The organism is Thalassoglobus neptunius (assembly GCF_007859735.1).
GTDB lineage: Bacteria > Planctomycetota > Planctomycetia > Planctomycetales > Planctomycetaceae > Thalassoglobus > Thalassoglobus neptunius.
Genome location: NZ_SIHI01000001.1, coordinates 2,489,088 through 2,509,687 on the forward strand (window position 1 = coordinate 2,489,088; position 20,600 = coordinate 2,509,687).

Here is a 20,600-nt window from a genome sequence, read left to right on the forward strand (position 1 = left end):
CAGCAAGATTGAGGGCGCGGTATCTGCGCGTTCTTTCTGATTATTCGGACGATTCCCATTATTCGGTTGAGTCAAAACTTATGGGTTAAATCGAATGAAGCAGTTCTTCCGGCGATTCTGGCAACATGCCGACCACCTAAACCCTCCCATTCCCCCACAGCCACTCCAACGTATGAACGAATGTTGAACTTTGGGAAATGTCATCTACCACGATTCTGAGAATCTGCGAAGCCCAGAGAGTCTTCTGCCCTAATCGAACATGCTTCGTTCGGCAAATCTGACCAGTTGCGGGTTGGTCATGCGGATTTCTTCCACCAATTGCTTCGCTTTCGTGGCGATTTCGTGGCAACCCGGGTTCGCTTCCGAGTCACAAGCATCCGCAGCAGCCAGCAGGTATCGAACAATTGTTCGCTGGGTCGCGGAGTCCGAATGGTCCGGGCTGTTTCTCAATTCATCGATGAGATTGAGTGCGTCCCAGTCCTGCCAGCGAGTTAAGTCGATCACAGCCAGCATCGCCAACTCCGGATTCTTCAACAGCTTTCGCATTGAATTCTTCAAGCGATCGGGCGAAATCTCATGATCTTTGGACTCCCAAAGAAACCGAAGTGCCTGCATCGTCGAAAACCGAGCGTCTCGAGTCGCTGCGGGATTGTCGAGAAACTTCTCATCAACCTGAGTCAGCCCATCCTCTGAAGTCAGCAAAAGATAGCCCGCAATCAGACCATTCAATCCGATACGAACTTCGGTTGTCGGGCGAAAAATGGTCTCCGCTAGAAAGTCCGCATCCTCCGCTTCCCCGCAATAGCCCAACATCAGCCCATAAAGCCCGACCCGTGTCCATCGCCCCGGTGACTCGTCAACGGTATCAATCCACTCTCTCAATCGAACACGCGGGAGAGATTCTCGCAAAGCAGCAACATCCGTCGCGGAAACTTTCGCAAACTCTGAATACGCATCCATCGCGATTTCGGGATCGCTGTGCTCAAGATGGTCGATGCAATACTTCAGCCGAGAATCCGGACGGGTTTCAAGTAGACCCTGAAAATACAGTTCGATGCGCAGATTGGAATCCACAATTGAATTCCACTTCACGGACTCCGCATCACTCTGACCGAAGATGAGATATCGATCATTCGACCGGGCCTCCGGAAGTTGCTCCGACCGAACCGAATCTCCCCGGCTCAGAAGTTTGCCCTTCGACTTCAGAACTTTTTCGATTCGCCAACCCGAAACCGGGACATCTTCGGAAGTCGCTTCATCGCTTGAATCACGATCAACAAAGACAGCGACCGCGACGAATTCTGCGTCAGCTGCGTATTCAGTTAGCGTCCGCTGCGGTTCCATGCAAAACGGACACGCGAGAGTCGTCTGATGAAAGATGATCCCAAAGCACGCGATCAAAACGAGTGAGAGACCGAGCCGTTTTGTAGATGTCGTGATTCGCATTTCTGCCCCGCTCGATCAGATGGCGTTTCTGTTCACTCGTTTGAACGAACCCAACTCACGCGGAGTCATAGCACGTTCGGAGTTGTCGAGAAACGCCAATCTGGAGCAGCGGAGATCAGTTGAAAAAATCCGATCAGTCGAAGAAGTAACGCTCGGCCGCCTTCACGGTCTTCGGATCTTCCTCACGAAGTTTCGCAAGATATTCCTTGGCCTTGGCAACGTGTTCCGGGACTCCGCCATCCGCAGTCGTCGTCGAATCTTTTTCCGTGATCAGAAAATACCGAACGATCGAGCGTTTGATTGAGGGAACGTTGTACTCCTCAGAGTTGTAGATCGTGATCAGCCGATCCATCACACTCACGTCTTTCCATCGAGCCAGATCGACGATAACCAGATCGGCGAGATTTGGACGATCCAGCAAGATTCGCATCGATTGGCGAAGCCGCTCCGGAGCGATTTCCCCATCGCCACAAGTCCACATGAATCGCAGTGCCTGCATGGCAGCGAATGTCTCACTGAACGGAACGTCTCGGTTGGCGAGTTTTGATTCATCGAGAACATCAAGCCCCTTGTCGCCGGTCAGGACCAGATATCCTCCCATCACACCATCAATCCCCAGGCGGAAATCGTCGGTCTCTTCCAGAATCATATTCTTGAGAAACTCCGCGTCCTCTTCCTGCCCACACAACCCCAACATCAACCCGTAAAGACCATAACGGGTCGGAGTGGTCTGAGGATCGCTGAGCCATTTCCGGAGATCTTCGCGAGGCATTACAGAACGCAGGGGAACAATATCCTCATACGGTGCGTTTGCGAATTCTCCGTAAGCATCGTCAGCAATCAGCTTGTCCGGATACTCAAGAAACTTCATGAAGTAAGCAAGACGTTCGGTAGTCGCTGCTTCCTTGGTTGGAGCCTGCCGCATGTAGTTGTAGCTCGCTTCGGTCACTTCGAGCGGACTGCTCCATTCGATCCTTCCGTCGCTGAGAGTCCCAAGCAGAACGAACAAATCTCCTTTTTGAGCAGCTCGATATCGGTCGAGTTGGAGAACCTGCTCCTTCTCAAGACTTCCTGAATCATCGTGAACGATTTCCAGAACCTCGTAATTGGTCGTTCCCGCGAAGCTCTTTTCTCGATTGGGCTCCTCTCCTCCCGACCATTGAACCAGAACTGCCGCCTGCGAAGCATTCAACTGCTCAGTCAGAGTCAACGACGGAGCAGAGCAGAACGGACAGGCCCATGCGGAACTGGCGAACATCAATGCGCAACTGAGGAATGCCGCCACAACGACACGACGAGCAAGAGAATACAACATGAAACAATTCCTTTTCCGGCTGATCACTGCAACTGCCTGCTCTTAATGTTCAAGAACTTCAGCATCTTCGATGTGGTAGAGCAGATCGAGTTCGTCATCGAGAATCCACGGGTCAAGAACAAAAGTCCCGACGACATCAAACGGGCGACCTTCAATGTATCGAGTTGTTTCGCCCTCTTTTAAGGTGACCCCCAGTTTATCATAAAGCTTGGCCATTCGTCCAAAACAGCAAATCCCATTGTCCCGGACGAACAGAAAGCGTTTGATCCCTTCCGACTTGACCGTCGGAAACATCCAGCCTCTCAAGACAATCCGCTGACCATCCAGTTCTGTCAACCAGTTCGGAAGATGCTTGTCCGCGTCGACCGGGACCGGCTCCATGTTCAGCACTTTCAGAAGATCAATGTCATCGAAAGTGATTCGAAGCGCCCCGGTCTTTTCGTCCCGAGAAAATTCTTTATTGGGAATCAACAACTTGATTTCCCTCGGTTCACCTCCGGCTGCATCGTCCGACAATCCGAGCAACTTGGCTCTCATCGCAGCCATCTCTTCCTCAAGGCTCCGCGGTCGATTTGGTTTGGCGTTCTCCGACGGGTCAGTTTCTTCCGCAGATTCCGCCTCGGGATCTGCATCCGGGTTTTCGGAATCGAGAGTGGGAGAAGCATTACTATCCAGGCTCGCGAGCGACTCCTCTGAATTCACGTTCGGAGTCGGCATTGGCTCAGATTCGACAGCTGCATCGTCGCCGGTCGGAGCTTGTCCCGAGCCTGCATCAGCTTGAACTTCTGATAACGAATCATCAGCGTCACTTGCTTGATCGTTCGAAGCTTCAGTCGGTTCCATTCCTTGGGACGGCGTCACCGTTGCATCAACCGCGACAGATTCGGAATCGACGTCCTCGCCCTGCTGAGCGCCCGTTGTCTCTGCAGCACCAATGTCGCTGCTTTGAAGTTCGATTTCGGATTCCGGTTCCTCGCTGGAATTGTCGGAAACCTCGATCTCGCGAAACCCATCGTCCTGCCCGGAACAGCCCAGCATATTGAACGACACGATCACCACCAGGAAACCCAAAAAGCAGACCGAGTCACTCATCAACTGGTGCGAAGCGCGCGTTTTCATGAATTTAGACATCAGTTGAGAAGTCTCCCAGTCGTTACAAGGCTGTCTGGTGCACACGGTGCACAAACTCTTGTGAGTGAGCATCGAAGGCGAATCACATCGAAGCTGAAGACAAGGTCTCGACACTTCCCAGCGACGGCATTCCTTCGGTCGATTGAGTTAGAAATCGCTCACTCGGGTGGTGAATAGTTCCCCATCCAGAATGTAAAGCGGTTCCAACTGATCGGTATTCGTGAACTCATTATTGATTCGGAACGTCCCGGCAATCGCCACTTTCCCGCCGACGTAATCGATGGAGTTCCCATCTTGCATCACCACGCCAACTCGGTCAGTGACAGCTGGATTGGCTCCGAAGCAGCAATCCTGATTGTCTTTGACAAACAGAAATGAATGCAGGTCTTTCATCTTCCCTGTCTGATAAATGTATCCCTTCAGGAAGACCTTTTTGCCATCCAAAGATTTCACATCCGGATGAACATCTGCCACTTCCCCTTGGGGCACAAGCGGCTTGTCCGCAATGTCTTTCACAAAGCTGACACGAGTATAACCGTCGGGAACCTCTGTCTGATAGATGTAAATCTGAAGCGCGATTCCACCCGCGAAAAAGAGAGTCGACAAGATCACTCCAGACGCAGCCACGAATGTCCCGCCGTAGGCTCCTTTTGAACGTCGAATGACGACAATTGCCGCCACACTCAGCACCAATCCGATCAGGCACAACGGAAGCGCCAACCAGACGAACACTCCAATGAAGGAGAGCAATGCCACCACCAGCCCGGATACCGCGATCACGGGAACCGGACGGTAATTGAATTCGTTGAACCCATCGGCTCCAACCCCGAAGTCCGATGGAACATTGCTGGTTTCCCCAGCTTCAACCTCGGGACTTTCCATCACTTGGATCATGACGAGTCACCTCATATCTCAATAAGAGTGAAAGACCAAACAGCTGAGAGAATCCCTGAAAGAAATAATACGAAGCGGCACTCCCTCAGAAACGTCGCACTCAAATCAGCGCATATCGCCTCGTCTCAAATTATACGTACCCGCAATTCCGATTCCTCAAGGGGGAGCCTCAGATTGTCCAAGTTTTTCCCGAAAATCCAGATTTTGAGTCGGGTTCGGGCGTTCAGCGGAAGTGTTTCGAAACATTGCATTGTTTGCGGTGTTTGAATCCCAACGTCCCATCACAAGCAATTCACCCACAAATTTTCCAACACGAGGATTTTCATCATGAATCGGTTGACACTGCTCGCAACCGTCCTGACGACCTGCGGGCTCTCTGCCCCACTGTTCGCACAAGACGCAGATGATGTTTTTCAACGGCTCGACGCCAACGAAGACGGAATCTTGACCGCTGAAGAAGTTCCGGAAGCCCAACAGCGATTCTTCGATCGTCTCGTTCGATCCGGCGACAAAAATGAAGACGGAAAACTCTCACAGGCAGAGTATCAAGCCACTCTCACCGAGGACGACGCACCTCAGGACCGCGATCCAAGTCGACGTCCCGGAGAAGGTCGATTCGGCCAGGGACGCCCAGGTCAAGGACGTGGTCCAGGAGGCCCCGGCGGATCTGATTTCTTCGCTCGCTTCGACAAAAACGAGGATGGAAAACTCACCATCGATGAAGCTCCGGAACAAATGCGAGAACGCCTCCAGTCGATCATGGATCGACTCGGAACCGACGAAATTGACCTCGAACAGATGAATCGAATGCGAGGACGCGATCGGAGCGACCGACCATCTCGTGACGATGATGAATCCGCAATGCAGCGTGACCGACCTGATCGATACTCCTCCCGAAACCGAGACGATCGCGAAGATGCCGAACGCCGAGAAGGTGGCCGCCCGGAATTTGGTCGCCCACCCCGTGGTGGCGGATTCGCATTCATGCGGATTCTGGACGCTGACCGAAACGGATCAATCAGCAAGGCGGAAGCACTGGAAGTCGGAAAACTCTTCCGGGAACTCGATGCCAACGACGACGGAGAACTCGACGACCGTGAACTCATGGGATTCGATGGCGACCGACCACCTGGAATGGCGATGGGTCGAGGCGACGGACGACCACCATTTGGTCGACCAGAACCCGGTGATCGCCCCGAGGGAGCTTCGGATCGTCCGGAACGCGGGCGTCCAGAAGGCGACCGACCTGAACGAGATCGGCCCGAAGGCGGACCACGCGGACGATTTGGTGACAGAGGTCCAGGACAAGGACGAGGACCGAACCCGATGGAAGGCTTCATCGAACGGTTCGACACCGACAAAGACGGAGCAATCTCAAAGTCAGAAGCCCCCGAACGAATGGCTGAAGGCTTTGATCGTCTCGATACCAACGGGGACGGAAAACTCACCGCTGATGAATTCGAAGCAATGGCTGGCGGCCGACGTCGAGACGGCGATCGCCCCGGCTTCGGACGAGGAAGACCCGAAGAACGGACAGACCGACCTGCCCGCCCAGAAATTGAAGAGTAAACCGAACGCCACTGTCGCGCGGCATCGATACCCCTCGGTGTCGCGTGACAGCTCCTCCCAATAAAAAAGCCCTTCGGACCGCATTCGATCCGGAGGTTTTTTTTCGTAGTAAGAGTGACTTCACCTTTCGGTTTCAGCGAGTCGCCGAAGAACTCCGCAATCTCGCTTACAGTTCTTTGCGCATCAGAACATGAGAGATCCCAGCTTCGGTGAATGAATCACCATCTTCGACGTAGCCCAACTGTCGGTAGAATGGAATAACCACAGTTTGAGAGTGCAGCCAGACGCTCACGAGATCTTCCCGCTTGGCAATTTCCTCGAGAGCCCGCATGATCAGCGTTCCGAAATTACGATTTCTCGATCGCTCCAGAACAGCCAACCGTCCAATCTTTCCATCGTGTTCCAGATCGATTCGCCCTGTGCCCACGAACAATCCATCTTCCACCAAGACGACATGCTGAGAGACCTCATCCCGGTCGTCCCGCTCGATTTCTGGCGGAACACCCTGTTCAACGACGAAGACCTGCTCCCGAATCGGGATCACAATTGGGCCCAGCTCCTCAAATGACCCAACCCAGATACTTCGACTCACATTGAGCCCCCTTGAATCAGACGGAATGACAACTTGCGACGCAGCTCACGAGGGAATCCGCGAGGTCGCTCCTGCAAACAGGGACTTATCCATGCATCGACGAAATCACAGTTCGGAGCGATTTGAAGCGATCCGCTGAAACCGCTTCATGTGATGAAAGTCGGACTGCTGAAGCTGACCGCTGAATACCCGCGATGAACTGACTCTTGCAGAAGACGATCCAGATGAAAGAGCGACTCGCTCTAACCACCAAAGTCGTCGTATGCAATATTATCGGGTTCAACTCCGAGGCTGTCCAGCATATTCAGCACCGCCTGAAGCATCATCGGTGGACCACAGATGTAGTACTCGACGTCTTCGGGAGCAGGATGGTTCTTCAGATATTCATCATGCAGCACTTGATGAATGAACCCGGTATAACCTGTCCAGTTGTCCTCAGGAAGCGGATCGGAAAGCGCGATATTGAACTGGAAGTTCGGATGCTTTTCTTCCAATTCACGGAATTCATCGACGTAAAACAGTTCTCGAGCGGACCGTCCCCCGTACCAGTACGAGATCTTCCGGTCGCTGTTTCGTTCTTTCAGCAGCTCGAAAATGTGAGACCGCAACGGAGCCATTCCGGCACCACCGCCGATGTAGACCATTTCATTCTTGGTCTCTTTGATGAAGAACTCACCGTAAGGACCGGAAATGGTGACTTTGTCCCCGGGCTTGAGCCCGAAGATGTAACTCGAAACTTTTCCGGGAGGAACATCCGGCATGCGGGGCGGCGGAGATGCAATCCGCACGTTGAGCATGATCACGCCCTTTTCCCCGGGATAGTTCGCCATCGAGTAAGCACGATAGACAGGTTCTTTCACCACTGACTTAAAACGCCAGATGTCGAACTTGTCCCAGTCTTCGTGGTATTCCTCTTCAATCGCGAAGTTTTTGTAATCGACTTCATGGGCTGGAACATCAATCTGAATGTATCCACCCGGCTTGAAGTCGACAGCTTCATCCGCGGGGAGTTCCAGAACCAGTTCTTTGATGAAGGTGGCAACGTTGTTATTCGACCGAACCGTACATTCCCACTTCTTCGTTTCGAAGACTTCGGGCGGGACTTCAACTTCCATGTCCTGCTTCACAGTCACCTGACAGGAAAGCCGTTCGCCTTCACGCTCTTGCTTCTTATTGATGTGTGTTTTTTCCGTCGGGAGAATGTCTCCTCCCCCGGCGTGAATTTTCACTTTGCACTGAGCACAAGTTCCTCCTCCACCACAGGCGGAAGAAACGAAGATCTTATTCTCCGCGAGTGCGTTCAGAAGCTTTCCACCAGTCGGTACGGTCAAAGTCTTCTGATTGTTCACGACAATGGTGACATCACCAGACGGAACCAGAAGCTTCTTCGCCAACTGGATGCACAGCACCAGAATGATGACGATCACGGTGAAAAACAAAATGCCGAGGAGGATTTCAATCACGATTGCGAGATCAGGTTGAGGGTGAAGAAGCGAGTCGGGCGACAACTCGAATCAGATATCAATTCCACCAAATGCCATGAATGCCATCGCCATCAAGCCGACGGTAATGAAGGTAATTCCGAGGCCGCGAAGCCCTTCCGGAATGTCGCTGTACCTCAGTTTTTCACGAACACCAGCCAGGCAACAAATGGCCAGCGCCCAACCAACTCCGCTCGAAAATCCGTAAGTCACACTTTCCGCAAGCGTGTAATCACGCTCCTGCATGAAGAGCGAACCACCAAGAATCGCACAGTTCACTGTGATCAGCGGCAGGAAAATTCCAAGAGTGTTGTAGAGAGCGGGCAGGTAGCGGTCCAGAAACAATTCGAGAATCTGCACCATGGCCGCAATCGTGCCAATAAAGCTGATCAATCCCAGAAAGCTGAGATCGACGTTATTCAAGTAGGAAATTCCCGTCCAGGAAAGAGCTCCCTCGCGAAGGAAATTTCGGTAGATCACATTGTTCACAGGAACGGTCACGCCTTGCACGACGATGACCGCAATTCCCAGCATGAATGCGTTCTTGACGGTCTTGGAGACAGCCAGAAACGTGCACATTCCAAGAAAGAATGCGAGAGCCAGATTCTCTGAGAACACTGACTTGAAAAACATACTGCCTATTTCTTCGAGCGTCATTTTCTGACCTCAACCTCGGTTAGTCTCTGTCGTTCGCTGCTCTGCTTTGCAAACTCTGTGACGCTGACTGCCTGTGACAAACTCTAATGTCGCTTCAACTCTTCGTTTGGTTCGTTCTGACCGGAACCTTGTCTCATTAATCTCGTGTTGGATCTTTCGCTGCCTGATCCGTTCGGAACGAACGCAAGACCCAAATGAAGAGTCCAATCAGGAAAAACGCACTCGGTGGAGTGAGCATGAGTCCATTGCGAACGTAAAAGCCGCCTTCTGTCGCAAGCGGCAGAATCGTGAATCCCAGCAACGTTCCGGAACCGAGCAACTCGCGGAAGAATCCAACCGCAACCAAAATCAATGAGTAACCCAATCCGTTTCCAACGCCATCAAGGAAGCTCCGGAAAACGCCGTTCTTCATGGCGAAGCCTTCGGCACGTCCCATCACGATACAGTTTGTGATGATCAGTCCCACGAACACGGAAAGCTGATCCGCCACAGACGGAACGAACGCTTTCAGAATTTGATCGACGACAATCACCAGCGATGAAATCACGGTCATCTGAACGATGATTCGAATGCTGTTCGGGATAAAGTTCCGAATCAACGCAATGATCGCATTCGAACAGGCAACAACGACAGTCACCGCCAAGGACATGACGAGGGCTTTATCGAGCTGAGTCGTCACGGCCAGCGCAGAACAAATCCCGAGAACCTGAAGCGCAATCGGGTTGCTCTTGAAGACGGGGTCAAACAGTACGTCAGTCGTCTTACTGGCTGCCATATTTGATACTCTTCAAATGACGCGAACACGGCTCACACACAGGTGAGGTTCGCCTCACATCCTCATACTTGTTACTGAACTACTGCTCACGAATCCGATCGAGGAACGGCCCGTAAGCATCCTCTCCCAGCCAATACCGCACAGTTCTCTCAACACCACTCGATGTAATGGTCGCGCCTGAGAGACCATCCACCTGATTGTCCGCCGTCGCGTTCCCGGGTTTGGTGACCTTCAAATCAGGCACACCATCTGCGCTGATGATCTCTTTGCCGACCCACTGGGCTTTCCATTTGGGATTGTCGACCTCTCCTCCCAGCCCCGGTGTTTCCCCGTGCTGGTAGAAGGTAATTCCGCGGACTGTTCGGCAATCGGCTTCGAGTGCAATGTATCCGTAAAGAGTGGACCACAGTCCCTTGCCATAGATCGGAACGACGACGGTTTCCAACTTCCCGGAGGAGTCATTGACCAAATACGCCAAGCCGACCGTTTCGCGACGCTTAATTCCTGCGATATCGTCAACGTCTTCATCTGCAATAAAAATGCTCTGATGGGGGTCCTTCGCTGCTTTCACCTGATTGTAGGTGTTCAGATCGACCTCTTCGTTCAGAGTCCCTGGAATGGGGGCATCTTCCGCACGACCGGGCAGGTTCACAGCGACTGTTTCGATCGACTTGAACATCTCGGGGATGTCTTGATCGGTGGACGTTTCGGGATCCCACAGACCAGCAGCGATCAGAACATTCCGCTTCATCTTGTTTTCCTGATTGCGCTGCTGAATCGGTCTCAGGGCAACAGCTGCAACCGAGACGACCAGTGAGCAAACCAGACACAAGACAACGGCGACGGAAAGTGTGCCGATGAAGCTGTTCGGATTGAAACTCTCATGAGTTTCCTCCGCAGCGTCGTTCAAGTTGTCGTTCAGTTCGTTTTCAGAGTCCACAGCGAACTCGCCTTCGTCGAATGTTAAGTTGAATGACGCAGTAATCGATCAAGGGAGCGACCACGTTTCCAAACAGAATTGCCAGCATAATCCCTTCCGGATACCCCGGATTGATGACGCGGACAAGGGTTGTCGTGACTCCAATCACCAGGCCGTAAATCCACTTTCCTTTTTCAGTCATCGTTGCTGAAACAGGATCTGTCGCCATAAAGACCAGGCCGAATGCCAGTCCTCCCACGACGAGATGCCAGTGAGGAGGCATCAGGAACATGTTCGGGGTTTCGGCAGTCACACCGAGATTAAACAGCCAGGCCGATCCGAGTGCTCCAACGAGCACACTCACCATGATTCGCCACGACCCGATTCCGGTCGCGACGAGAATAATCGCCCCGAGCAGACAGGCCAGCGTCGAGGTTTCCCCCATCGAACCTGGAATGAATCCGAAAAACGCCTGTGACCAGGAAATCCCCAGCTGTTCAGTAATGACCGCCATTCCCGCATGTTGCTCGGGATCAGCCAGTGCTCCGAGCGATGTCGCCGCGGAGTAGCCGTCAACAGGTGTGGCGACCCAAACCTTATCCCCACTCATCTGTGCAGGATAGGCGAAGTACAGGAAAGCTCGGGCGGTCAGTGCCGGATTCAGGAAGTTCTTTCCAGTCCCGCCGAAGATTTCTTTTCCGACCACCACGCCGAAGATAATGCCAATCGCCACCTGCCACAACGGGATTGTGGGAGGCAACGTCAGTGGATAGAGCATCCCTGTGACGAGAAAACCTTCGTTAATTTCATGCTTGCGAATCGAGGCAAAAACTACCTCGCACGCTCCCCCGGCAATTTGCGTCACGATGAAGATCGGCAGGAAGTACAACGCTCCCAGCAGGAAACAGGAAACGAAGTTCCCGGGGCTGTACCCAATCGGGTCCATGATCGCGCCCCGCCATCCTCCGGCGGTCGCTTGCGAGATTTCGCCACTCTCAACAAGTGCCTGAATCGCGACATTCGTCTGATAGCCGGTATTGTACATGGCCATCAAGATGCAAGGTCCCAACGCGACGACGACCATGATCATCATTCGCTTGAGATCCAGGCCATCGCGGACATGGGTCTGGCCACGCGTCACGAGATCTGGGGTATAGAGAAACGTATCTGCCATCTCGTAGATGGCATAGAATTTCTCATACTTCCCACCCGGTTTGACGTGGGTGTGGAGCTCGTCGAGCTTTTTCCTCAGGAACTTCATGGGGTGCCAGTCGGCTGATCAACAGTGGGTCACAAAATTTCGATCACAGATCCGGTGCTATCTCAGTCATTTCAGATTCACGACGTACTTACGAGCACGAACAGAATCTAGCCTTCTCGCTCAATTCGAGTGAGCACGTCCCGCAGGACAGGTCCAAAATCGTGTTTACCCGGATCAACAAAAGTGAGGAGCGCGAGATCTTCTTCGTCAAGCTCTGTTGCCCCGAGGAGTTGCGCCTGCTCCGTATCACCCACCAGAAGCGCTTTCACAAGTGCGGTCGGTTCGATATCGAGAGGCATGACTTGTTCATAGGCTCCGATGGGAATGACCGCTCGATCACTCCCATTGCGGTTTGTCGTCATCGCAAAATTCTGCCCGTCTCCGGCAACAGCTGAGGCATACACAGGCTTGACGGAAAACTTGTCAAATCCAGGACTCTGCCATCCGAGGAATTCGCGGTCGCGACCTTCGAGAAGTGCAGAAACCTGCAGATCATAGCGTCCCAGATAAGCGTAGGGGCCTTCAGCAATACACCCTCGAAGCACAGATCCGGAGATCACCCGGTTTTCACCCGATGCGAGTTCTCCAGCAGTTAATTCGTCGATTGAGGCCCCGATCCGTGTTCGCAACAATCGAGGCCGTGTCACTTGCGGTCCCGCCAGTGAGATCACGCGATCGACCGACAACTCACCTGTGACAAACAATTTTCCAATCGCAATCACGTCCTGATAATTCAAATACCACGAAGGACGCTTGTCACTGGCAGCTGCCAGCTTATGAATATGAGTCCCTGCGAGTCCGGCTGGATGTGGGCCGTCGAACTGTTGCAGCTCAACACCTTCCACCGGGGCGTCGTCGGGGTTGGTTCCGGGAATATCGAAGCCGGGTGCCGAGCAAACGTAGACCGTCCCAGCGGTCAATCGCGTCAGCACTTGCAACCCGTATCGGAAATGAGCGGGATGCTCATCAATGACCAATCCGGGGAACGCCGCGAGAGGCCGGGTATCCATCGCTTGCACGAAGATCGCAAACGGCTCTTCGCTCAGCTGAGGAACTTTACTGTAGGGTCGACGTCGAAAAGATGTCCACAACCCGGATTGAACGAGGTTTTGAACGACAGATTCCCGATCGAGAGTCTGCAGGTCTTTGTTCTGATATGACTGAAATGTTTTCTGGCCGTCACCTTCAAGCTCGATCACAACTGATTGAAATCGACGCTTGTCTCCACGATTCACTTCGACCACGCGTCCGCAACCGGGGGAAGTGAAAGCGACTCCGGGATTCTTTTTGTCTTCAAACAGTGGGGCGCCAAGTTCAACCGAATCGCCAGCTTGCACGAGCATGGTTGGCTTCATGCCAACATAGTCGTCTCCCAGCAATGCCACACGTGTCACAGCCGCCCCGCGATCAATCTCCTGATCAGGGACTCCAGAAATCGGCAGGTCGAGGCCTCGTCGGATCCGAATCGGCATACGGTCTTGGTAGAGCGATCGTCTCGCTCTCCTCTCAGTGGTCCAACTCGATGGCCCTTGGAAGTCCAAAGTCTGCGACAAGCCAGTATCACAGAGAGTTCAACAAGGGAACGTCATCAAGAATTTTAAAGGAAGACATCATTCGAGCTTGAACACAAACTCGTCACCACACGCGTTCAAATGATACACGCGAAGAATGAGAATTGAAGCGATCTCGCGAACCTTCTCCAAGAGATCTTTGTTTCTCTAAGCACGAATGCCACGAACTCTCTCACAATCAAGAATGCAGTCTCAATTCCGGTGACCATTTCAGCACCAGGACGCCACATCCCATCAACGCACGCTGATTCCCTGATGGATCCCGGAACAAATCCGCGCGCCCCTGTCTGACCGAAAAGAGATCAGCTGCGGAAGCGGAGACTCATCAGAACCCAAGCGGCGGAGACAGCTTCTTTCATATTAATCTTCGTCACTCCAAATCGCCGTTCCTCGAAGGTGATCGGAACCTCGGCAAATGTCGCCCCGACACGCCGCAGCCGATAGAGAATCTCCTCCTGAAACGCATAGCCTTTCGCCTTTGACTGAGACCAGTCGACTTCAGCGAGTTTGGAGACCCGGTAGCAACGAAAACTCCCGGAATTGTCGAGCGTCTTCAGCCCCAGCATTGCCTTCGCATAGAAATTGATCCCCCGACTCATGAAGTGGCGTTTCGCGCCCCATCCCACAATTTCCCCTCCCGGAACGTAACGCGAACCGATCACGACGTCGTATTCATCTGTCTTCTCAATCATCGAAGGCATAAACCGCGGCGGATGAGAGAAGTCAGCATCGAGATTCAACAGCAGATCGAACTTATTCTCGATCCCGTAGTTAAACGCTGCAACTGTCGCTGTTCCCAACCCAAGCTTTCCCGAGCGATGAATTGCATGAATTTTGGAATTCTCACGCGCCAATTCATCAACGTACTCGCCGGTTCCATCGGGCGAATTATCGTCGACGACCAGGATGGATGCTTCGGGAACGTATTCGAAAATCTCCGGAATCAACTGTTCGAGATTCTCGCGTTCGTTGTAAGTGCAGAGAGTCACAAGAAGTGATCCAGACATCATGTCAGCTCACAATCTAGGCTTTTCGCTGTTTCCACTGTCACACCAGACCGATCAGGATCCGACCGGAGTCGAAACCCGGTGCGTCGGAACAGGTCGACCGGGACGGAACCGCTGAGTCTGACGAAACTCGAAGTTCACGTCCTGTTTCGCAGCGACATCAGCCACAGCTTCGTTCACCAGCGTTTCAAGGAGTTCCGGATCACACGCCACGCGAGCGTTGATGATCACTTCGGAGGTTCGAGCCTTTTGATTCGACGGAAGAGACAGTTCCACTTTTGTGTCGCTGCTGATCAGATTTGCAACACCGAAAAACCCTTCCCAAAGTCCAATGGCCTTCAAATGGGCGGGCTCAAGATTGGCCTCTTCGAGCTTTGTCTGAAGAGTTTCGACAACCCCGAACAGGAACGAATCCAGATCGAATTCGTTTTCACTTGTGAGCGTCAAGCTGCTGTTGAGCCAACCGAGCTCCGCTTCTCCATCAGCATAGATGTCGTAATCGATGTCGAGGATCTTCTTCCCGAAGTCCCCATCCTGCGAGAGAAACTCAACAAGCTCAGGAATTCCGGAACCAGTCTTTGCAGACATACGAATCAGCGGCGTTCCGGGAAGCTGTTGATCACAGAGGGCAGAGATCTCTTCGATTTCTTCGTTGGTCAATTCATCAATGCGATTGATGAGGATCAAGTCCGCTTCTTCGAGCTGCTTCTTAAGAATGTACTCCGCTTTCGGAGAAAACCCTCTCCGCTGCTCATTTTTGAGAATCCGGATTCCATGGCTCGGTTTGAGAATCACTGGATAGGGAGCAATGTCGAATTCCGCATCGAAGAGTTGCTTGATCGGCTGAATCACGGTCGCGACGAGATCGGTACAGCTTCCGACCGGTTCTGCGAGAATCACATCCGGCCTTTGCTCGGCCGAAAGGTTCCCCATGGTGTCGATGAGCTCGTTGAAGTTGCAGCAGAAACAGGCGCCAGCAACTTCCCCAACGTCAAAACCCATTCCGCGCAACGTATTAGTATCGACAAGATCGCTCGCCTGATCATTGGTCACAATGCCGACGTTTAAACCCTGCTCTCTGTAGTGGGCCGCCAATTTTCCAAGCGTCGTTGTCTTACCGGCACCAAGAAAGCCACCGATCATGATGTATCGAATTCGATGAGCCATCGATTTCACCTGCTCAATTGAGGAAGAATTACTCTCGTCGGGCTTTTAATCGCTACATCAAGAGTGTGGACATCCTGAGACGGAAATACAACGCAGCCACCGTCATTGCCGCTCCGCATGATTCTGCGTGAGACGAAAACAAGGCCGGAACAAGAAAGCAATTCGACGACTCACGTCAGCAAAAGCCTTCAACGCCCGCCGCATCAATACTGGCTCAGAATCGGAATAACTTCCTTCTGAAGAAGTCCACCCGTCACGTGAACTTGCCGATCCTTGTCAATATAAACGTCGACCTCGCAGCGAACCCCAAACTCCGGGAGATAAATTCCCGGCTCGATGGAGAAACAGGTCCGGGGAAGAATCAGCCGCTCGTCTCTCGTTTCGAGATTATCGAGATGCGCTCCGTTTCCGTGGACTTCCTGGCCAATGCTGTGACCGGTTCGATGCGTGAAATACTGGCCATAGCCAGCTTTTTCGATCACATCTCTCACTGCATCGTCGACCTGTGCACCGGGCAGAGGATCCCCGGATTCCATGGCTGCTTCGACTGCCGCAATTCCGGCGTCTCGCGCAGCAGCGACGATGTTGAAGATTCGCACATATTCTTCCGGAACGTCTTCACCGACAAATCCCGTCCGTGTGAGATCACTGTACACGCTGTCCGGTTTGTCCAGCTTGGCCCACAAATCAATGAGTACGAAATCACCAGACCGAATGCGCGTGTCGTCGCCGGTTCCGGTTTCGTAATGCGGCATTCCTGAGTGAGAACCACGAGCGACAATCGGCGGATGGTAGGTCGTCATCTTGTGGCGATCGAAGTGGTCCATGATCACATCACGGACTGCTGCTTCTTCAATCCCTCCGCTTAATCGAACCGCGTCGGCAATGGACTTCCAAGCCAGTTCAAACGCTGCATTGGTGACTTTCGATGCTGCCTGATGCATCTCCCATTGCTGGTCCGTCCAGACTGCTTCAAAGAGTTGGATCAAATCTCCGGACGAAATAACTTCCACTCCGAACGAGCGAACCAGTTCCACGGTCCCAGCATCAACGCGAGAAATGTAAGGGTTTCCGTTCTGGAACGAATACTCCATGGCGATGCGATTCTTTCCCGCCACGAATTCTTGAATCGCTGCTTCAAACTCCTGCCAGCGCAGATAAATCGACTTCGATCCGGGAAGATGATCAAGCGACGAATCTTCTATTCGATGCACGATCCGCACTGGTTCTCCGACTGCAGGGATGCCATAAACACATCGGCGAGATCCCATCGAATCGTCGGAGAGTTTCATCACTCTCCGTGCCAGCTGATTGCTGCCTCGAAAGTCGTACAACAACCATCCATCGAGGCCGAGTTCCTGAAGCGATTCCTGAATCTTTTCCAGCTCAAACATTAGCAGTCTCTGATGCCAAAGGATTCCTGGGGCGGCCGAACTCTGAAAGTAGACCGAGTTCTGAAAACTTTCCCCATCGTCGCGACTTACGTCCTTGACGGGAAGTGACATCGTCAAGATCCTGAAGCGCTTGACAGAATTGCGCGAAGAAAACGTTCACCTTCTGCCGTGTGAGCGGTAAAGAAATTTGGAGTCGGAAATGTCACTGGAAGATTATCGCAAAACGCTCAATGTGACCAAGTTTCAGAACGAGCCGAACACAGATTTCAGTCGCAAAAAATACCGCGACGACATAAAGCAGGCGCTCAAAGATGTTGAAGAACTGTTCGGTCAGGACTATCCGCTCAATATCGACGGCAAAGCCCAGGACGGACGGGCTCACATTGTTTCACGATGCCCTTTCGACAAAGAACTGAAACTCGGAGCCGTCGCTGCGGCCAGCCCCGAGCAGGCAGAACAGGCAATCGCCGCTTGTCTGCGTGCCTCGACACAGTGGAAGAAAGTGCCTGTCGATCACCGTGCTGAATACCTCGACTTGATCGCCGCCGAAATGCGATCACGCCGCTTTGAACTCATCGCATGGATGGTCTACGAAACCGGAAAGCCATGGGTCGAGGCAGACGCAGAAGTTTCTGAAGCAATTGATTTTTGCCGCTACTACGCGCTCGCCATGCGCGATCTCGATGCGGAACTCCGATGCGATTACCCAAGTGAAGAAAACGCACTCTTCTACCGGCCGCGAGGCGTGGCTGTGGTTATTTCCCCATGGAACTTCCCACTCGCGATACTAACGGGAATGGTGACAGCTGCTCTGGTCACCGGAAACACCGTGGTCATGAAACCTGCCGAAGAGTCATCGATTATCGCCTTCAAGCTGATGGAGATCGCCCGAGATGCTGGTCTTCCGACTGGAGTGCTGAACTACCTCCCCGGAATCGGAGAAGAAATCGGGCCAACCCTCGTTGGCAGCCCGGACGTCGACATCATCGCTTTCACCGGTTCTCGCGAAGTGGGACTCGAGATCAACCGTCAGGCTGCGAATCCTGAATCACAGCAAAATGGAGTCAAAAAAGTCATCGCGGAAATGGGCGGCAAGAACGCCATTATCATCGATGACGATGCTGACCTCGACGACGCCGTTCACGGAGTTGTTTCGTCAACGTTCGGTTTCGCCGGGCAAAAATGTTCCGCGTGCTCCCGAGTGATCGTCCTCAAAAACGTGTACGACACATTCCTCGAACGCTTAACCGGAGCGATCGAAAGCCTGAAAGTCGGACCAGCAACCGACCCCGGAGCCGATTTCGGTCCGGTCATCAGCCAGGAAGCTTACGATCGAATTCAGGATTTCATTGAAATCGGACACGAAGAGTGCGCAGCGATTGTCAACGTCGACTTGAGCGAAGAATTGCCGAACGGATACTTCATCGGTCCGCACCTATTCGAAGTTCAGGAAGAACATTCCCGCATCCTCGATGCCGAAATCTTCGGCCCGGTCCTTGCGATTCAGAAAGCCAAAGATCTCGATCAGGCATTGCAGATCGCCAATGAATCGGACTATGCGTTGACCGGCGGAATCTACAGCCGAAGCCCGAAAAATCTGGAACGGGCCCGCAACGAGTTTCTCGTCGGAAACCTCTATCTCAACCGGGGAATCACCGGAGCGATCGTCCAGCGACACCCATTCGGAGGATTTCGAATGTCAGGCATCGGAACGAAAGCTGGCGGACCCGATTATCTGCAGCAGTTCATGCTTCCGATCTCTGTGACGGAAAACACGATGCGCCGAGGATTTGCGCCGCCACCGGAAGAAGACTAACCCCTCTCATCCGCATTCGTTGATTCATCAGGCAGCCTGACCAGAGAAGCTGCGCGCGCACAGCGCGAACGCACTCTCCGGAACACCTTCCTCACAGCCTCTCCAATCCTCAAATTTTACCCAAACGCAAAAACCCTCCCGAACGGTCTGATCAGTCTTCCATGCGAATGATTGTTCTCCCCAAAAGGAAGATCCGATACGAAAAGAGAGTCACGCCCATTCCACACCACACGATTCGCCGCTCGGCAAGCGCATAACCTCAATTGGCGTCGAAAGACTCAAATCTGTTGAAGCCCTCACATTCATTCACACGACCGTGAATATTGGCCTCCAGGATGGAAACCCTGTGATGATTGTCAGATCCCCTTTGCTACTCAGAGTCCTGCTCCTCACAACGCCGGTTTTGTTGCCACCTGCAGTCGTTACCGCACAGGTTGTTCCTGGAACAGGCACCCTCATCAACACTGATGACTTCGAGGACGAATCCTTTTCGTTCGATATGAACTGGCCCAAGAGCAGTAAAGAGGAAGACGAAAACGTTCGCTATCCTCTCGGACGATCCAGCAACAACATGTGGATGGAAAGCCCGAAGCGGGGAATGCCCGACGTTGTCAAACGGGTCGAAACTCCCGCAGGTGGTCTCGAGGGCAGCAAAGGGGCCTTGTATCTCAGAAGCCGAGACACTGGAGTTCCAGGACGCCCCGGATTCAAACAGGCTCAGGACGATTTCATTCTGGCTGCAAAGCCGATGACACTCTCGTACTCTCCCAACTACACAGTTCGTGTTTATCTTCCAAGTTGGGATCAGTGGGAACAACGCTCCGGCGTGACCTTCGGAATTCGTTCCGGAATGCAGGGACCTGTTGAAGAGGAAGTCGAATCTCTCGGATTTGGACGTCGCCTCTTCCGCCGTCTGCGAAGAGAAAAGCAGACCAAAATGGAACCGTATTACCCCGGCTTCTTCATCTACCACGTGCCAGCTTCGGACCCGAACAACAAGACCGGCGAGCCGTACGCAAAGATCCTGATTCGAGCCAATCAGTTGGGACACGAAGTCGACGGACCAATCATCAAAGAAACCGGTTGGTGGACATTCGGAATGAGTGTCACTCCTGACGCTCGATGTCACTACTACGCCAGCCCGGGAGTTGACGATCTGACACCACGAGATTTCATCACCTCGCAGTATCCGTACACCATTCCAGGAACGCACTTCAACACGATCTTCTTCAACGTCTGCTCAGCCGACGACGGCAAGACGTGGTCAACTCCCTGGATTATCGATGACCCGAAAGTGTACTACTACACCGGTCAGCGAATTCAGGAAGCTCGCCGCTAAGCAAGCTGCTCTCCAGTGCACTCGCTTGAGCGATCCTACAAGCTCAACGGCTCTGTTTGCTCGTGCGAGAAGGATGCAGATCAATTCGAAAAATGTTCCAAGCGAGCTGAGTTCGACAATCATCTCAACACCGCTTTCGAAATCTTCGAGAGCGGTGTTTTTTGTTGCGCATTTCGGTTCGTTCGAAGTTCTCGAAGAGAAGTTGAGCCCGAGGAGAAGGAATGTGGAGTTGTGGCAGAGGAACGGTCGCACGACTGCGTAGGTTG

General features: G+C 52.8%; 17 protein-coding genes. 3 read left to right on the forward strand and 14 right to left on the reverse strand.

Annotated elements, in window-relative coordinates; translation table 11 throughout:
• Positions 1 to 249 precede the first annotated feature (249 nt).
• From KOR42_RS09745 to KOR42_RS09760, 4 genes are all read right to left on the reverse strand, one after another.
• Positions 250 to 1,446, reverse strand: a complete 1,197-nt coding sequence (locus KOR42_RS09745; RefSeq protein ID WP_146509220.1) for a hypothetical protein — start codon at positions 1,444 to 1,446, stop codon at positions 250 to 252.
• A gap of 133 nt (positions 1,447 to 1,579) precedes the next feature.
• On the reverse strand, positions 1,580 to 2,761 hold the full coding sequence (locus tag KOR42_RS09750; RefSeq protein WP_146509222.1) for a hypothetical protein: 1,182 nt from the start codon (positions 2,759 to 2,761) through the stop codon (positions 1,580 to 1,582).
• A gap of 42 nt (positions 2,762 to 2,803) precedes the next feature.
• Positions 2,804 to 3,880: a prolipoprotein diacylglyceryl transferase gene (locus tag KOR42_RS09755; protein WP_197441022.1), complete on the reverse strand. Its 1,077-nt coding sequence runs from the start codon at positions 3,878 to 3,880 to the stop codon at positions 2,804 to 2,806.
• 159 nt (positions 3,881 to 4,039) lie between these two features.
• Positions 4,040 to 4,774, reverse strand: a complete 735-nt coding sequence (locus tag KOR42_RS09760; RefSeq protein WP_231740827.1) for a hypothetical protein — start codon at positions 4,772 to 4,774, stop codon at positions 4,040 to 4,042.
• A gap of 339 nt (positions 4,775 to 5,113) precedes the next feature.
• On the opposite strand from KOR42_RS09760, the gene KOR42_RS09765 reads away from it, so the two are divergent.
• Positions 5,114 to 6,355 (forward strand): hypothetical protein, encoded by a 1,242-nt coding sequence (locus KOR42_RS09765; RefSeq protein WP_146509228.1) that lies wholly within the window; start codon positions 5,114 to 5,116, stop codon positions 6,353 to 6,355.
• Positions 6,356 to 6,521: 166 nt separating this feature from the next.
• Here the strand turns inward: KOR42_RS09765 and KOR42_RS09770 are convergent, their stop codons facing one another.
• The 10 genes from KOR42_RS09770 to KOR42_RS09815 all read right to left on the reverse strand — a co-directional run bounded on the left by KOR42_RS09770 (position 6,522) and on the right by KOR42_RS09815 (position 17,179).
• Positions 6,522 to 6,947: a GNAT family N-acetyltransferase gene (locus tag KOR42_RS09770; RefSeq protein ID WP_146509230.1), complete on the reverse strand. Its 426-nt coding sequence runs from the start codon at positions 6,945 to 6,947 to the stop codon at positions 6,522 to 6,524.
• A 242-nt stretch (positions 6,948 to 7,189) separates the two neighbouring features.
• Positions 7,190 to 8,407: an NADH:ubiquinone reductase (Na(+)-transporting) subunit F gene (gene nqrF, locus KOR42_RS09775; RefSeq protein WP_146510059.1), complete on the reverse strand. Its 1,218-nt coding sequence runs from the start codon at positions 8,405 to 8,407 to the stop codon at positions 7,190 to 7,192.
• A 54-nt stretch (positions 8,408 to 8,461) separates the two neighbouring features.
• A complete protein-coding gene (gene nqrE, locus KOR42_RS09780; RefSeq protein WP_231740829.1) occupies positions 8,462 to 9,061 on the reverse strand; it encodes an NADH:ubiquinone reductase (Na(+)-transporting) subunit E in 600 nt (199 codons plus the stop codon).
• A gap of 160 nt (positions 9,062 to 9,221) precedes the next feature.
• Positions 9,222 to 9,860 carry an NADH:ubiquinone reductase (Na(+)-transporting) subunit D gene (locus KOR42_RS09785; protein ID WP_146509234.1) on the reverse strand — a complete coding sequence of 213 codons (639 nt, stop codon included), beginning with the start codon at positions 9,858 to 9,860 and terminating at the stop codon, positions 9,222 to 9,224.
• A 79-nt stretch (positions 9,861 to 9,939) separates the two neighbouring features.
• A complete protein-coding gene (locus KOR42_RS09790; RefSeq protein ID WP_231740830.1) occupies positions 9,940 to 10,800 on the reverse strand; it encodes a Na(+)-translocating NADH-quinone reductase subunit C in 861 nt (286 codons plus the stop codon).
• Positions 10,790 to 12,040 carry an NADH:ubiquinone reductase (Na(+)-transporting) subunit B gene (locus KOR42_RS09795; protein WP_146509236.1) on the reverse strand — a complete coding sequence of 417 codons (1,251 nt, stop codon included), beginning with the start codon at positions 12,038 to 12,040 and terminating at the stop codon, positions 10,790 to 10,792. Before KOR42_RS09795 ends, KOR42_RS09790 begins: the two co-directional genes overlap by 11 nt.
• A gap of 107 nt (positions 12,041 to 12,147) precedes the next feature.
• Positions 12,148 to 13,512, reverse strand: coding sequence for a Na(+)-translocating NADH-quinone reductase subunit A (locus KOR42_RS09800; protein WP_146509238.1), 1,365 nt, complete (start codon positions 13,510 to 13,512; stop codon positions 12,148 to 12,150).
• A gap of 401 nt (positions 13,513 to 13,913) precedes the next feature.
• Positions 13,914 to 14,621, reverse strand: a complete 708-nt coding sequence (locus KOR42_RS09805; RefSeq protein ID WP_146509240.1) for a polyprenol monophosphomannose synthase — start codon at positions 14,619 to 14,621, stop codon at positions 13,914 to 13,916.
• A 51-nt stretch (positions 14,622 to 14,672) separates the two neighbouring features.
• Positions 14,673 to 15,785, reverse strand: coding sequence for a GTP-binding protein (locus KOR42_RS09810; protein ID WP_146509242.1), 1,113 nt, complete (start codon positions 15,783 to 15,785; stop codon positions 14,673 to 14,675).
• 203 nt (positions 15,786 to 15,988) lie between these two features.
• On the reverse strand, positions 15,989 to 17,179 hold the full coding sequence (locus KOR42_RS09815) for a M24 family metallopeptidase (protein ID WP_146510061.1): 1,191 nt from the start codon (positions 17,177 to 17,179) through the stop codon (positions 15,989 to 15,991).
• A gap of 199 nt (positions 17,180 to 17,378) precedes the next feature.
• Between KOR42_RS09815 and pruA the strand changes: the two genes are divergently transcribed.
• Both pruA and KOR42_RS09825 read left to right on the forward strand, forming a co-directional pair.
• Entirely contained in the window at positions 17,379 to 18,995 is a 1,617-nt protein-coding gene (gene pruA, locus KOR42_RS09820; RefSeq protein WP_146509244.1) for an L-glutamate gamma-semialdehyde dehydrogenase, read from the forward strand.
• Between the two features lie 349 nt (positions 18,996 to 19,344).
• Positions 19,345 to 20,334 (forward strand): hypothetical protein, encoded by a 990-nt coding sequence (locus KOR42_RS09825; RefSeq protein ID WP_197441025.1) that lies wholly within the window; start codon positions 19,345 to 19,347, stop codon positions 20,332 to 20,334.
• Positions 20,335 to 20,600 lie beyond the last annotated feature (266 nt).

Coding starts and splice junctions, on each gene's coding strand:
- KOR42_RS09755 (WP_197441022.1), bottom strand. CDS start 3,880: ATGAAAACGCGCGCTTCGCACCAGTTGATGAGTGACTCGGTCTGCTTT.
- KOR42_RS09810 (WP_146509242.1), bottom strand. CDS start 15,785: ATGGCTCATCGAATTCGATACATCATGATCGGTGGCTTTCTTGGTGCC.
- KOR42_RS09795 (WP_146509236.1), bottom strand. CDS start 12,040: ATGAAGTTCCTGAGGAAAAAGCTCGACGAGCTCCACACCCACGTCAAA.
- KOR42_RS09785 (WP_146509234.1), bottom strand. CDS start 9,860: ATGGCAGCCAGTAAGACGACTGACGTACTGTTTGACCCCGTCTTCAAG.
- KOR42_RS09765 (WP_146509228.1), top strand. CDS start 5,114: ATGAATCGGTTGACACTGCTCGCAACCGTCCTGACGACCTGCGGGCTC.
- KOR42_RS09825 (WP_197441025.1), top strand. CDS start 19,345: ATGATTGTCAGATCCCCTTTGCTACTCAGAGTCCTGCTCCTCACAACG.
- KOR42_RS09800 (WP_146509238.1), bottom strand. CDS start 13,512: ATGCCGATTCGGATCCGACGAGGCCTCGACCTGCCGATTTCTGGAGTC.
- KOR42_RS09815 (WP_146510061.1), bottom strand. CDS start 17,179: ATGTTTGAGCTGGAAAAGATTCAGGAATCGCTTCAGGAACTCGGCCTC.
- KOR42_RS09750 (WP_146509222.1), bottom strand. CDS start 2,761: ATGTTGTATTCTCTTGCTCGTCGTGTCGTTGTGGCGGCATTCCTCAGT.
- pruA (WP_146509244.1), top strand. CDS start 17,379: ATGTCACTGGAAGATTATCGCAAAACGCTCAATGTGACCAAGTTTCAG.
- nqrE (WP_231740829.1), bottom strand. CDS start 9,061: ATGTTTTTCAAGTCAGTGTTCTCAGAGAATCTGGCTCTCGCATTCTTT.
- KOR42_RS09745 (WP_146509220.1), bottom strand. CDS start 1,446: ATGCGAATCACGACATCTACAAAACGGCTCGGTCTCTCACTCGTTTTG.
- KOR42_RS09805 (WP_146509240.1), bottom strand. CDS start 14,621: ATGATGTCTGGATCACTTCTTGTGACTCTCTGCACTTACAACGAACGC.
- KOR42_RS09760 (WP_231740827.1), bottom strand. CDS start 4,774: ATGGAAAGTCCCGAGGTTGAAGCTGGGGAAACCAGCAATGTTCCATCG.